Below are 13,894 nucleotides of genomic sequence, written 5' to 3'. Positions count from 1 at the left end.
AGCTCATGCAGGAGCGGCCCGAGTTCGGGACGTACGCCGCGGGGCGGTCATCACGCCTCCTGCGGACCGCCTACCTGCTGTGCCGGGACTGGGCCACGGCCGAGGATCTCGTCCAGACCGCCCTGACCAAGGCGTGGCTGGCGTGGAGCCGCATCGGCGACGACCCGGATCCGTACGTCTACCGGATCCTGGTCAACACCCACGCCTCCTGGTGGCGGCGGCGCTGGCACGGTGAGACGCCCACGGACCGGCTGCCCGAGGTCGCCGCCGAGACCCCGTACGGCATCGAGGACAGGGACGTGCTGTGGACGGCCCTGGACCGTCTGGGCAAGCGGGAACGGGCGGCCGTCGTGCTGCGCTACTTCGCCGACCTGGACCACGCCACGATCGCGGGCATCCTCGGGTGCTCCCCGGTGACCGTGCGCAGCCAGATCAGCCGGGCCCTCGCCAAGCTCCGCGTCGATCCGGCCCTCAAAGGATCGGTCGTGCTCGTAGGACAGGGGACCTGACATGCCGTTCACCGAAGAGGAGCTGCGCGCCGTGCTCGAAGACAACAGTGCCGAGGTACCGCCGGTGAGCGACCTCACCGGCAATGCCGAACGGCGGGGCCGCAGGGTCCGCCGGCGCCGTTACACCGCCGGGGCGGTCGCCGCGTGCGCGGTCGCGGTCGGCGTCGGCGTGCTGACCCTCCCCGGCCTGGGCGACGACGGCGGCCGCGCCAGGCCCGTCGCGGCCTCGGTGTCCCCCTCGCCCAGGCCGCTCCATGTCGACGCCTCGGTGCTGACCGGCCCGGCCGAGCGCCGCCTGGTCGCCGAGCGCCTCAAGCTGCTCTCCTGGGCGGCGGCGCAGAAGCGCCAGGTCGTGCCGCTGCCCGTGGACCTGGGAGGCGTGTCGTCGCCGTCGGCGATGGCGGCCTTCGCCGACGTCGTGGTGACGGGCACGGTCGAGGGGTTCACGACGGGACAGGCCAGGCTCCCCATGCCCGCCCGCCCGTCCGGAGCCGCCCCGGAGAAGGCCTTGAAGTCCGTGGTGATGCAGGTACGCGTGGACAAGACCCTCAAGGGTTCGGCCCCGGGGCCACGGGTCTACGTCAGGGTCGGGTCGGGCGACGCCGATGCGGCCAGGTTCCAGGCCGCCATCCCGGCCGGCGCCCGGCTCGTCGCCTTCCTCCAGCAGGTGCCGGCTCCGCTGGGCGACGGAGGCGACGGCACGGGGCACCCGGCCGGGACCCCGCTGATGGACCAGCAGCAGGGCCTCGTCTTCGAGGACGCCGGTCCGGCCGGCACGACCCTGGTCGGCGGCCCCTACCTGCAGGCCAAGTACCTCGGCAAGCCCTGGGTCGAAGCCACGACGGTGGACCGGCTCGCCACCCTGCTCCAGACGGTCAAGGACGACTGCACCGCGCTGGGAGACCGGCTGGCCGCCCTGAAGTCCAAGCTCCGGGACCAGCAGGCGGCCGACCCCTCGGGCCGGGCCGTCGCCCGGATCCTGGTCGACCAGCGTGCCCGCTGCGGCAAGCTCGCGATCGTACGGCCGCGTCCGCCCGCCGCCGCGACGCCCACCCCCTGACCCCGGCCCCTTCCGCCCGGCCCGGGACCGCGGGAGCGGCGGGGGCTATCGCAGGTCGCCCTCGGGCATCCCGACGGGAGCGGGCGGGAGGGCCACCAGGCCGAGCTCGGCCCGGTTGGCCAGCCGCTCGTGGTGCGGCACGACCCGGACGCTGTAGCCGAACGCCCCGGTGCGGTCCAGCGGGATCTCGCCGACGTAGCGCAGCCGGCCGTCCTCGGCGACCTCGTCTCCGGTGAGCTCCAGGTAGGCCGGTGAGACGAGCGAGTCGGTCTCGTCGACCCGGCCGTAGACCACCTCGACCGTCACGTCACGGGGTTCGAGCTCGCCGAGCCCGACCAGCGCCCGGATGGTGAGCCGGGCGCCCACGTGCGGGCTGTCGTCGTCCCCGGACTCCAGGCTGGACTCGACGTGGTCGACGCTGACGCCCGGCCAGGCCTTGGCCACCCGGAGCTTCCAGGCGGCCAGGTCGCGGGCCCCCTGGTAACCCCCGGCGGAGATGCCGCGGGCCGCCGTCGCGGCGGGCGCGTACAGCTGCGTGACGTAGTCGTGCAGCATCCGGCCCGCCAGGACCCGCGGGCCAAGCGAGACCAGCGTGTGCTTGACCATCTCCAGCCAGCGGCGGGGCAGCCCGGAGGCGTCGCGGTCGTAGAACATGACCGAGACGTGATCCTCGATCAGCTCGTAGAGCGCCGAGGCCTCCAGGTCGTCGCGGCGGTCCGCGTCCGTGACCCCGTCAGCGGTGGGGATCGCCCAGCCGTTCTGGCCGTCGAACCACTCGTCCCACCAGCCGTCCCGGATGGACAGGTTGAGGCCGCCGTTGAGCGCGGCCTTCATGCCGGAGGTGCCGCACGCCTCCAGGGGCCGCAGCGGGTTGTTCATCCAGACGTCGCAGCCCTGCACCAGGGCCTGGCCGAGCGCCATGTCGTAGTCCGGCAGGAACACGATGCGGTGCCGCACACCGGCGTCGTCGGCGAAACGGACGATCTCCTGGATGAGCCGCTTGCCGCCCTCGTCGGCGGGGTGCGCCTTGCCGGCGATGACGATCTGCACCGGGCGGTCGGGGTCCAGCAGCAGCGCGCGCAGCCTCGCCGGGTCGCGCATCATCAGGGTGAGCCGCTTGTACGAGGGGACCCGGCGGGCGAACCCCATGGTCAGCACGTCCGGGTCGAGCACCTCGTCGACCCAGGACAGCTCGGCCGGGGAGGCGCCACGCTGACGCCAGGACGCGCGCACCCGGCGCCGGGCGTCGTGCACGAGCCGCTCGCGCAGTGTCCGGCGCACCCGCCAGATGTCGGCCTCGGGGATGCGCTGGACGCCCTCCCAGTCCTGACCGGCCTCGAGGACCGAGGGGATCTCCCGGGTGGCCAGCTCGATGACCTCGGGGGCCACCCAGGTCGGTGCGTGCACGCCGTTGGTGATGGAGCCGATCGGCACCTCGTCGACGTCGAACCCGCCCCACAGCCCGCCGAACATCTCCCGGCTGACCGCGCCGTGCAGCCGGCTGACGCCGTTGACCCGCTGGGCGAGCCGCATGCCCATCACGGCCATGTTGAAGACGGTGGGGTCGCCCTCCTCGTAGGTCTCCGCGCCGAGCGCCAGCACGCGCTCGACCGGCACCTGCGCCTCGCCGCCCTGACCACGCCCCGCCTCGCCCGGCTGGGCGGTGCCGAAGTACTTCTGCACGAGCTCCCGGGGGAACCGGTCGATGCCGGCCGGCACCGGGGTGTGCGTGGTGAAGACCGTGCCGGACCGCACGGATTCGAGGGCCTCGTCGAAGGAGAGCGACTGCTCGGTGACCAGCTCCCGGATGCGCTCCAGGCCGAGGAAACCGGCATGGCCCTCGTTGGTGTGGAAGACCTCGGGGGCGGCGTGCCCGGTGATCTCGCAGTACGCCCGGATGGCGCGGACCCCGCCGATGCCGAGCAGCATCTCCTGCAGCAGCCGGTGGTCGGTGCCGCCGCCGTACAGCCGGTCGGTGACGTCCCTGGCCGCGGGGTCGTTCTCCTCCACGTCGGAGTCGAGCAGCAGCAGCGGCACCCGGCCGACCCGGGCCAGCCAGACCTGCGCGTGCAGGTCGCGGCCCTCCGGCAGCCCGATGGTGACGCGCACGGCGGCGCCGCCGGCGTCCTTGAGCAGCGTCAGCGGCAGCCCGTTGGGGTCGATCGAGGGGTAACGCTCGAGCTGCCAGCCGTCCGGGGACAGCGACTGGGAGAAGTAGCCATGGCGGTAGAGCAGCCCGACTCCGACGATGGGGACGCCCATATCGCTGGCGGTCTTGAGGTGGTCGCCGGCCAGGATGCCCAGTCCCCCGGAGTACTGCGGGAGCGCGGCGGCGATGCCGTACTCCGGCGAGAAGTAGGCGATCGCCGCGGGGGGCGGCCCCTCCAGGCTCTGATACCAGCGCGGCGCGGTCATGTAGTCGCGGAGGTCCTCGACCGCGTCGTCGAGCCGGCGCAGGAACCGCTTGTCGGCCGCCAGCACGGCGAGCCGGTCGGCCGGCACCTCGCCGAGCAGCCGGACCGGGTCCTGCCGCACGGCTTCCCAGAGCTCGGGATCCACCGAGCGGAACAGCTCCAGCGTCTCACTGTGCCAGGACCAGCGCAGGTTGAGCACGAGCTCTTCGAGCCCCTGGAGGGGCGCGGGCAGGACGGTGCGGACGGTGAATCGTCGGATGGCCTTCACGCCCAGTAACGCTAGGCGCTTCCGGACCATGCTCGCGACCGTTCCGGGGCACCTGATTGTCTCCGGATAGCGAAAACTAACGATCAAGACCGGTGGTGAGGGTCTTTTCTTCCTGGCGCGTTCCATCGTGATCACTGGTCACGCGTCCCGCGCACCTCCTCTGGTCTCGGAGAGCGGACATTCCACTCGTTTCAATGACGCAGGATTGGTGAGGTTCAGAGGGGGTCCTGATCTGGACCCGGCGAGCAAGCCTGGGGTGAACGATGCAGTCGGATCCGCGCGACCTGACCGAAGAGGCGGTTGATCATTATTTGGGCAAAGTTCACTCCGCCGCCGAGACCGCGTCTGTAGCGTTGCCGCCGATGATCGGACGCATACCCATCCTTGACGTGGAACCGCAGGTCCCGTGCTCCAACGGGGTCGGTGCGCTCTGGCCCGCCAAGGCGAGCGCCGGCGAGACCTTCGAGGTCTCCGCGACGGTGTTCCGTGAGGGCCACGAGATGCTCGGCGCCGGAGTGGTGCTGCGAGATCCCTCCGGCGCGCCCAGGCCGCTGGTGCACATGAGCGAGCGCGTTCCCGGCACCGACCGGCTCGGCGCGGAGGTGACCGTCGGCGAGCCCGGCCTGTGGCACTACCGGGTCGAGGCCTGGGGCGACCCCATCGCGCACTGGCGGCACGACGCGGAGATCAAGATCCCGCGCGGCCAGGACGTGGACCTGATGTTCAAGGAGGGGTCCCTGCTCTTCGCCCGCGCGGCCAAGGGCGCCACCGGCAAGGAACGGTCCAGATTGTCGCGATTGTCGCGCGACTTGATCATCAAGGCCCGTCCGGCCGCCGACCGGCTCGCCGCCGCGGGGGCACCCGAGATCACGGCGGCGCTGCTCCGCCATCCGCTGCGCGACCTGGTGACCACGACCGAGTGGCTCCCCGTCATGGTCCATCGCGAGCGCGCCCTGTACGGCTCGTGGTACGAGTTCTTCCCCCGGTCGGAGGGCGCCTCCTACGACCCGACCGCCCGGCGGCCCCCGCAGTCGGGCACGTTCCGGACCGCGATGAAGCGGCTCCCCGCCGTCGCCGACATGGGCTTCGACGTCCTGTACCTCCCGCCCATCCACCCGATCGGCACGACGTTCCGCAAGGGCCCGAACAACACCCTCAACGCGGGCCCGGACGATCCGGGGGTGCCGTGGGCGATCGGTTCCCGCGACGGCGGCCACGACGCCGTCCACCCCGACCTCGGCACGATCGAGGACTTCGACGCCTTCGTGTCCTACGCCCGGGACCTCGGCCTGGAGATCGCGCTGGACCTCGCGCTGCAGTGCTCCCCCGACCACCCCTGGGTCACCGAGCATCCCGAGTGGTTCAGCGTCCGCGCGGACGGCACGATCGCCTACGCGGAGAACCCGCCGAAGAAGTACCAGGACATCTACCCGATCAACTTCGACCGGGATCCCGAGGGCATCTACCAGGAGGTGCTGCGGGTCGTGCGGCACTGGATGGACCACGGGGTGCGGATCTTCCGGGTGGACAACCCGCACACGAAGCCGGTGGCCTTCTGGGAGCGGCTGCTCGCCGAGATCGCCCGGACCGACCCCGACGTGCTCTTCCTGGCCGAGGCGTTCACCCGGCCGGCGATGATGCACACCCTCGGCAAGATCGGCTTCCACCAGTCGTACACCTACTTCACCTGGCGCAACAGCAAGGACGAGCTCGAGGACTACCTCCGGGAGCTGTCCGGCGACGCGGCGAAGTACATGCGGCCGAACTTCTTCGTCAACACGCCCGACATCCTCAACGAGTACCTCGTGCACGGCGGCCGGCCGGCCTTCGAGATCCGCGCCGTCCTGGCCGCGATGCTCTCCCCGACCTGGGGGGTCTACTCGGGCTACGAGCTGATCGAGAACATTCCGGTCCGGCCCGGCAGCGAGGAGTACCGCGACTCGGAGAAGTACCAGTACCGCCCGCGCGACTGGGAGAAGGCCGAGCGGGAGGGCCGGAGCATCGCACCCCTCATCACCAGGCTCAACATGCTGCGACGAGCTCACCCGGCTCTGGGTAAGCTACGTAACCTGCGGTTTCATCACGTGGACCAGCCCGACATGATCTGCTTCTCCAAACGGGTGGATCCGGGCGGTGACGCACCCGCGGACACGGTGCTGATCGTGGTCAATCTCAACCCGTACCAAGTGCGGGAGGCGACCGTCCATCTCGATCTGCCCGCGCTGGGCGTCGATCCGCACCACCCCGAGTTCGCCGTGACCGACGAACTCTCCGGCGAGTCGTACCAGTGGGGTCAGGCGAACTACGTGCGCCTTGATCCGCATGCACGGCCCGCCCATATTTTCACGCTGGATCGTCCCGGTCCCACCTCCCCGCTCAGGAGCAGCGAGAGTTGACAGTTTCCCAGCCCGCCCCGCCGAATCCCCGGCCTCGGCCTCAGCCACCCGGCGGCACATCAGAGGACTTCGACGGTCCCTTCGACCACGCGATCGGCGCGCCGGTCGACTCCTTCAGCGACGAGACCCCGCGCGACCCCCACTGGTACAAGCGGGCGGTCTTCTACGAGGTGCTCATCCGGGGCTTCGCCGACTCCAGCGACGACGGCACCGGTGACATCCGCGGGCTGATCCAGCGCCTGGACTACCTGCAGTGGCTCGGCATCGACTGCCTCTGGCTGCTGCCGATCTACGAGTCGCCGCTGCGCGACGGCGGCTACGACATCAGCGACTACACCCAGATCCTGCCGGAGTTCGGCGATCTCGGTGACTTCGTGGAGCTGATCGACGAGGCGCACAAGCGCGGCATCCGGGTGATCGCGGACCTGGTCATCAACCACACCAGCGACCAGCACCCGTGGTTCCAGGCGTCCCGGTCCGACCCGGAGGGGCCGTTCGGCGACTTCTACATGTGGTCCGACACCGACGAGCCGTACCCCGACGCCCGGATCATCTTCGTCGACACCGAGACCTCCAACTGGACCTACGACCCGGTGCGCGGGCAGTACTACTGGCACCGCTTCTTCTCGCACCAGCCGGACCTCAACTACGACAACCCGGCCGTCCAGGACGCCATGCTCGAGGTGCTGCGGTTCTGGCTGGACCTCGGCATCGACGGCTTCCGGCTGGACGCGGTGCCCTACCTGTACGCCAGGGAGGGCACCAACTGCGAGAACCTGCCGGAGACCCACGACTACCTCAAGCGGGTCCGCGCTGAGGTGGACCGGCTCTACCCGGACCGGGTGCTGCTGGCCGAGGCCAACCAGTGGCCGGCCGACGTCGTGGAGTACTTCGGGGACCCCTCGGTCGGCGGCGACGAGTGCCACATGGCGTTCCACTTCCCGGTGATGCCGCGCATCTTCATGGCGGTACGGCGGGAACAGCGCTACCCGATCTCGGAGATCATGTCGCAGACTCCGAAGATCCCGGAGAACTGCCAGTGGGGCATCTTCCTGCGCAACCACGACGAGCTCACGCTCGAGATGGTGACCGACGAAGAGCGCGACTACATGTACACCGAGTACGCCAGGGACCCGCGGATGAAGGCCAACGTCGGCATCCGCCGCCGGCTGGCCCCACTGCTGGAGAACGACCGCAACCAGATGGAGCTGTTCACCGCGCTGCTGCTGTCGCTGCCCGGCTCGCCCGTCCTGTACTACGGCGACGAGATCGGCATGGGCGACAACATCTGGCTCGGTGACCGCGACGGCGTCCGGACCCCCATGCAGTGGACCCCGGACCGCAACGCGGGCTTCTCCAGCTGCGACCCGGGCCGACTCTACCTGCCGGTGATCATGGACCCGATCTACGGCTACCAGGCCGTCAACGTCGAGGCCCAGCAGCGCAACCAGGGCTCGCTGCTGCACTGGAACCGCAAGATGATCGAGATCCGCAAGCGGCACCCCGTCTTCGGGCTGGGCTCCTACGTCGAGCTCTCGGCCTCCAACCCCAGCGTGCTGGCCTTCGTGCGGGAGTACGGCGACGACCGCGTGCTCTGCGTCAACAACCTGTCCCGCTTCCCCCAGCCGGTCGAACTCGACCTGCGGAGGTTCGAGGGCTCAGAGCCGGTCGAGTGCATGGGTGGAGTCCAATTTCCGCCCATTGGGGAACTTCCGTATCTTCTGACGCTTCCTGGGCATGGGTTCTACTGGTTCCTGCTCCCGCCCGCCACCACCGAGCCGGAGACGGAATCCCAAGGACCGCCCCCACTGGAGGTGTAGAAGTCAGTGCGACTGCCCGCCGGCCTCGAACAGTCCCTCGCCACCTGGCTCCCCAGGCAACGTTGGTTCGCCGGGAAGGGCAGGGGGGCAGCCCACGTCGAGATCCTCTCCGGCACCGAGCTGGTGCCGGGGGATCCCGGCCTCCACCATCTGATCCTGGGCGTCCGCCAGGGCGACCTGCTGGACCACTACCAGGTGCTGGTGGGGGCGCGCGGCCTGCTGCCGGGGCGGCTGGAGTACGCCGAGATCTGCCCGGAGGCGGGCGGGTTCCACGATCCGCGCGTATACGACGCCGTACATGATCCGGAGCTCACCCGGGTGCTGCTGGCCAAGCTGGCCGGCGACGCCCGGGTGGGGGATCTGTCGTTCCACACGGTCCCCGGCACGCGGATCGAGACGGCACTGGCCAGCCTGGCCAGCCCCGCCGAGCAGAGCAACACCTCGCTCATCTTCGGCGAGACCTACATCTGCAAGCTGTTCCGGCGCCTGACACCCGGGGTCAACCCCGACCTGGAGATGAACCTCGGGCTCTCCGAGGTCGGCTGCGGCGCCATCCCGGAGCTGTACGGCTGGATCGACACGACGCTGGAGGGCGAGCAGACGACCCTCGGCATGCTGTCGCAGTTCCTGTCCTCGGCCACGGACGGCTGGCGGCTGGCGACCACCAGCGTGCGCGACCTGTACGCGCACGCCGCCGACCGGCCCGGGATCCGCGCGGAGGAGGCCGGGGGCGACTTCGCGGCGGAGGCCGAGCGGCTCGGCGCGGCGACCGCGGCGGTGCACCGCGACCTGGCGGTGGCCTTCGACGTCACCCGGCTGCCCGCCGACGAGGTGCGGGCGACCGCCCGGGTGATGCACGACCGGCTGGTGGAGGCCCGGGAGGCGGTGCCCGAGCTGGCGCCCTACAGCGACCTGATCGCGGCCGCCTACGACGACCTGGCCAAGCTCGACGGGCCCCTGCCGGTCCAGCGGATCCACGGTGACTACCACCTGGGCCAGGTCATGCGCACCGAGCATCGCTGGGTGGTGCTGGACTTCGAAGGCGAACCGGCCCGCTCGCTGGCCGAGCGGCGGGCGCCGGGCCACCCGCTGCGCGACGTCGCCGGCATGTTGCGGTCCTTCGAGTACGCGGCGCAGTTCCTGCTCTCCGGCCAGCACAGCCTGCTCTCCGGCCAGCACCAGCCCGGCTCCGTCCCCGACTCCGCCGAGCGGCTGCAGGCCCGGGCCCGCGAATGGGCGGACCGCAACCGCGCGGCGTTCTGCCGTGGATACGCCCAGGCGGGCGGGCCCGACCCGCACGCCCACGAGGTGCTGCTCCGCGCGTTCGAGTTCGACAAGGCCGTCTACGAGGTGCTCTACGAGGCCCGCAACCGGCCGTCGTGGCTGCACATCCCGTTGTCCGGTTTCGCCGCCCATGCCCGATCGCGCGGACGGTAATGATCCCCTTACCGGGCGGAGCCGTACCGGTGACGTAGTTAGGTCTGCGTCACTTTTGGGAGTCCCCCGAAGATTCCTCCAAACATCATGTGGGCGACTGGCATCAAAGAGGTCAGACACCAACCTCCCCGGGGGCTCCACATGAACACGCCTGAACCCCTCACGATCGCCGCCGGCGCCGCTCGTTACGCTCCGGCCCTGAACAGGCACCGGTTCGATGCGTCCCGGCGCCGTACACAGTGGCCCACGGTGACCGCCGTGATCCCCACGCTGAACGAAGCCGACAATCTGCGATGGCTCTTGCCCCGGCTGACCGCGGTGGACGAGGTCGTGATCGTCGATGGCGAGTCCACCGACGGCACGGTCGAGATCGCCCGGCTGCTGCGCCAGGACGCTGTGATCATCGTGGAGCCGCCCACCGGCAAGGGCACCGCGATGCGGGTGGGGATGGCGGCCGCGACCTCCGACGTTCTGATCATGCTGGACGCGGACGGCAGCATGGACCCGGCGGAGTTCGACGCCTTCCTCGCACTGATCTGCCGCGGGTTCGATTTCGTCAAGGGTTCTCGGTATGCCTGCGGGGGCGGCTCCGACGACCTGACCGGGCTGCGCAGCGTCGGCAACAAGGCCCTCACCGGCCTGGCCAACTCGCTCTACCGCACCAACTGGAGTGACCTGTGCTACGGCTACGTCGCGATGCGGCGCTCGGCGGTCGACCGGCTCGAGCTCAAGTCCACGGGGTTCGAGATCGAGACCGAGATGTGCGTCAACGCCATCCGCGCCGGCCTCAAGATGGCCGAGGTGGCCAGCCACGAGAGCAACCGCCGGCACGGGGAGTCCAACCTCAACACCTTCCGCGACGGCTGGCGGGTGCTGCGGACCATGCTGAGCCTGCGTTTCCAGGGCAAGCTGACCGACACCACCGAGCTGACCCAGCCGCTGGAGCCGGTCTCGCCGAGCTGGCGGGCGGCCGCGTTCGCCCACGCGGTCCAGGACGGGGCCCAGAGCAGGTGAAGATCACCCGATGAAGATAGACGTCGCCCACCCGCTCGACCTCGGCGAGACCGAGGTCGAGCGATGGCGGGCTCTGCAACAGGCCGACCCGCTGCTGGGCAACCCGTTCCTCGCACCGGAGTTCACCCTCGGAGTCGGCCGCCTCCGCCCCAACGTCCGGGTCGCCGTCGTCAGCGATGGCCCGGACGTTGTCGCGTTCTTCCCCTACGAGAAGCAGGCACCGGGCATCGGGCACCCGGTCGGCTTCGGCCTCACCGACCTGCAGGGCATCGTCGCCGCCCCCGACCTCGACCTGGACCCGCGGGCGCTGCTGAAGGCGTGCGGGCTGGGCGTGTGGGACTTCGACCACCTGCTCGGCCACCAGCGGATGTTCGCGCCGTACCAGACCGTCAAAAGAGTCGAGCCGATCATCGACCTGAGCGCCGGTTTCGGCGTCTACCAGGAAGAGGCCCGCAAGCTGGCGCCCAAGACGCACAAGACCATCCGCTACAAGGAGCGCAAGCTCGGACGGGAGGAGGGCGAGGTGCGTTACACCTTCTCCTCGGCCGACCCGGCCGAACTCCGCCTGCTGATGGCCTGGAAGTCCGATCAGTACAACCGCACGGGGCGGACCGACCGGTTCGCACGGCCCTTGATAGTGCGGCTGATGGAGCACTTCCACCAGAGCGGATTCGGGGTACTGAGCGTGCTGTCCGCCGGCGACAAGCCGGTGTCGATGCACTTCGGGCTGCGCAACGGGCCCGTGATGGCCGGCTGGTTCCCGGCCTACGACACCGCGTACGCCAGGTACTCCCCCGGCATGATCGGGCACCTGCGGCTGGCCCAGGGCTGCGCCGAGCACGGCGTCACGGAGATCGCCATGGGCCGTGGGGGCAAGGAGTTCAAGGAGTGGCTCAAGAGCCGCGAGATCCCCATCGCCGAGGGCCGGGTGACCCGGCCGTCCGCCGGTGCGGGCGTGCACTGGGTGCGCACCGTGCCGCTCAGCCGCGCCCGCAACGCCGCACTCGACAATCCCCGGCTCTACGCCCGCGCCGACAAGGTCCTCAAGACCTACGCGAAGGCGCGCGCCCTCGTGACGAGGTCCAGGTGACCGTCCCCGTGACCCCCTCCATCTCGGTCGTCATCTGCGTCTTCACCGAGAAGCGCTGGGACGACATCCTCGCCGCGGTCTCGTCCGTCCGCGCCCAGCGCCACCAGCCGTACGAGATCATCGTCTCGGTCGACCACAATCCCGAGCTGTTCGGCAGGCTCCGGCACGCGCTGCCGGACGTGGTCGTCATCGAGAACCAGGAGGGCCGCGGGCTGTCCGGCGGCAAGAACACCGGAGCCGCCCGCGCGGGCGGTGACGTGGTCGCCTACCTCGACGACGACGCGGTGGCCGACCGGGACTGGCTGACCGTCTTCGCGGCCGGGTACGCCGACCAGAAGGTCATGGCGGTCGGCGGGCGCACCCTGTCGCTGTGGCCCGGCTCCCCGACCGCCCGCGAGATCCACCAGGACCAGGCGGGCCTGCTCCGCGAGCACACCGAGGTCGGCCGGCGCCCCCGCTGGTTCCCCGAGGAGTTCGACTGGACCGTCGGCGGCACCTACCGGGGCATGGTGGCCGGTCCGGTCCGCAACGTCCTGGGCGGCAACGCCTCGTTCCGCCGGGAGGCGTTCGAGATCACCGGCGGCTTCCACTCCGGCATCGGCCGCACCCACCACAAGAACCGGCCGCTGGGCTGCGAGGAGACCGAGTTCTGCATCCGGCTGGGCCAGCGCAGCCCCGGCGCGGTGATGCTCTTCGACGACCGCGCGGTGATCTGGCACCGGGTCCCCGCCGAACGCGCCCGCTTCCGCTACTTCCGTACCCGCTGCTTCGCCGAGGGGCTGTCCAAGGCGCTGGTGGCGCAGAGCGTCGGCAGCGGCGACGGCCTGGCCAACGAGCGTGCCCACGCGCTCAGGACGCTGCCCCGGGGCGCGGTACGGGGGGTCGGGGACACCTTCCGCGGCGACCCGGCGGGGCTGGGCCGGGCCGGTGCCATCACCATCGGCCTGGGCTACACCGCCTGGGGCTATGCCGTCGGCACCGTGTCCGCCCGCCGCGCCGGCGCCGCCGGCCACGCCCGGGCGGGCGCGCGCACCGGGGACACCGCGTAATGACCCGGGTCCCGATCCTCATGTACCACTCGATCCACGAGCGGCCGGCGCCCGGGACCGCCCCGCTCGCCGTCCGGCCCGGTGCCTTCGCCGACCAGATGGCCCTGCTCAAGGACCGCGGGTTCACGCCCCTGTCGTTCGGCGGGCTGGCCGCGCTCCTGCGGTCGCCGCAGGACCCTTCCGGTCAGGGGACGGGCTACGGCTCGGGCGGGCGGCTGCCGGACAAGCCGGTGGTCATCACCTTCGACGACGGATACGCCGACTTCTACCAGAACGCGCTCGGCGTGCTCGACGACCTCGGCTTCCCCGCGACCGTGTTCGTCACCACCGGCTGGCTGGCCGACGCGGGCGCGGACGCGGCGGGCCGGCCGCTGGACCGGATGCTGTCGTGGAGCCAGGTGCGTGAGGCCGTCGAGCACGGCGTGGAGATGGGCGGGCACAGCCACAGCCACCCCCAGCTCGACCAGCTCGCCGACGGGCCGCTGAGGGACGAGCTGACCCGCAACAAGGAGGCGCTCGAGGATCGGCTGGGCCGCGCCGTCACCACGATGGCCTACCCCTACGGCTACTCCAGTGCCCGGGTGCGGCGGGAGGTGCGCGCCGCCGGCTACGAGGCCGCCTGCGCGGTCGCCAACGATCTGGCCGCCGGCCGGCACGACGAGCTCGCCCTCCCCCGGCTCACGGTGCGGTGGTCGACGTCCCTGGAGCGCTTCGGCCGGGTCGTGGAGGGCCGGGGCGTCCCGCTGGCGTACCTGCGGGACCGGGCGCTCACGAAGGGATACGCGATCGTGCGCAGAACGCGCTATGCAGTACGCCGGCCGAACCGTCATGGTTGAA

The 13,894-nt window shown here is 70.9% G+C and carries 10 protein-coding genes; 9 read left to right on the top strand and 1 reads right to left on the bottom strand.

The window, feature by feature from the left end; genetic code table 11:
• The first annotated feature begins 5 nt into the window (after positions 1-5).
• On the top strand, positions 6-509 hold the full coding sequence (locus tag ACRYCC_RS14140) for a SigE family RNA polymerase sigma factor (RefSeq protein WP_433812033.1): 504 nt from the start codon (positions 6-8) through the stop codon (positions 507-509).
• Between the two features lies 1 nt (position 510).
• Positions 511-1,569, top strand: coding sequence for a hypothetical protein (locus ACRYCC_RS14135; RefSeq protein WP_433812031.1), 1,059 nt, complete (start codon positions 511-513; stop codon positions 1,567-1,569).
• A gap of 45 nt (positions 1,570-1,614) precedes the next feature.
• Here the strand turns inward: ACRYCC_RS14135 and glgP are convergent, their stop codons facing one another.
• The gene (gene glgP, locus ACRYCC_RS14130; protein WP_433812029.1) at positions 1,615-4,251 is read right to left on the bottom strand and encodes an alpha-glucan family phosphorylase; all 2,637 of its coding nucleotides are present in this window, start codon (positions 4,249-4,251) and stop codon (positions 1,615-1,617) included.
• A 362-nt stretch (positions 4,252-4,613) separates the two neighbouring features.
• Here glgP and ACRYCC_RS14125 point away from each other — a divergent pair, with 362 nt between their 5' ends.
• The 7 genes from ACRYCC_RS14125 (at position 4,614) to ACRYCC_RS14095 (ending at position 13,893) form a co-directional block, all read left to right on the top strand.
• Positions 4,614-6,647: an alpha-1,4-glucan--maltose-1-phosphate maltosyltransferase gene (locus ACRYCC_RS14125; protein WP_433812027.1), complete on the top strand. Its 2,034-nt coding sequence runs from the start codon at positions 4,614-4,616 to the stop codon at positions 6,645-6,647.
• A gap of 92 nt (positions 6,648-6,739) precedes the next feature.
• Positions 6,740-8,467, top strand: coding sequence for a maltose alpha-D-glucosyltransferase (treS, locus tag ACRYCC_RS14120; RefSeq protein ID WP_433812188.1), 1,728 nt, complete (start codon positions 6,740-6,742; stop codon positions 8,465-8,467).
• Positions 8,468-8,473: 6 nt separating this feature from the next.
• Positions 8,474-9,904 (top strand): maltokinase N-terminal cap-like domain-containing protein, encoded by a 1,431-nt coding sequence (locus ACRYCC_RS14115; protein ID WP_433812025.1) that lies wholly within the window; start codon positions 8,474-8,476, stop codon positions 9,902-9,904.
• A gap of 249 nt (positions 9,905-10,153) precedes the next feature.
• On the top strand, positions 10,154-10,918 hold the full coding sequence (locus ACRYCC_RS14110; RefSeq protein WP_433812023.1) for a glycosyltransferase family 2 protein: 765 nt from the start codon (positions 10,154-10,156) through the stop codon (positions 10,916-10,918).
• Positions 10,919-10,928: 10 nt separating this feature from the next.
• Complete coding sequence (locus ACRYCC_RS14105) at positions 10,929-12,008, top strand: GNAT family N-acetyltransferase (protein ID WP_433812021.1); 1,080 nt, start codon at positions 10,929-10,931, stop codon at positions 12,006-12,008.
• Entirely contained in the window at positions 12,005-13,057 is a 1,053-nt protein-coding gene (locus ACRYCC_RS14100) for a glycosyltransferase family 2 protein (protein ID WP_433812019.1), read from the top strand. The genes ACRYCC_RS14105 and ACRYCC_RS14100 overlap by 4 nt, the downstream gene beginning before the upstream one ends.
• On the top strand, positions 13,057-13,893 hold the full coding sequence (locus ACRYCC_RS14095) for a polysaccharide deacetylase family protein (protein ID WP_433812018.1): 837 nt from the start codon (positions 13,057-13,059) through the stop codon (positions 13,891-13,893). Before ACRYCC_RS14100 ends, ACRYCC_RS14095 begins: the two co-directional genes overlap by 1 nt.
• Position 13,894 lies beyond the last annotated feature (1 nt).

Origin of the sequence: Actinomadura scrupuli (genome assembly GCF_050971785.1) — a bacterium.
GTDB classification, from domain to species: domain Bacteria; phylum Actinomycetota; class Actinomycetes; order Streptosporangiales; family Streptosporangiaceae; genus Actinomadura_E; species Actinomadura_E scrupuli.
The sequence above is the reverse complement of the archived record's forward strand: the minus strand, read 5'-3'. Positions and strand labels throughout refer to the sequence as shown.

Bases quoted from the DNA above. Each gene is read 5' to 3' on its own strand.
- ACRYCC_RS14125 (WP_433812027.1), top strand. From the start codon at position 4,614: ATGATCGGACGCATACCCATCCTTGACGTGGAACCGCAGGTCCCGTGC.
- ACRYCC_RS14105 (WP_433812021.1), top strand. From the start codon at position 10,929: ATGAAGATAGACGTCGCCCACCCGCTCGACCTCGGCGAGACCGAGGTC.
- ACRYCC_RS14135 (WP_433812031.1), top strand. From the start codon at position 511: ATGCCGTTCACCGAAGAGGAGCTGCGCGCCGTGCTCGAAGACAACAGT.
- ACRYCC_RS14095 (WP_433812018.1), top strand. From the start codon at position 13,057: ATGACCCGGGTCCCGATCCTCATGTACCACTCGATCCACGAGCGGCCG.
- ACRYCC_RS14140 (WP_433812033.1), top strand. From the start codon at position 6: ATGCAGGAGCGGCCCGAGTTCGGGACGTACGCCGCGGGGCGGTCATCA.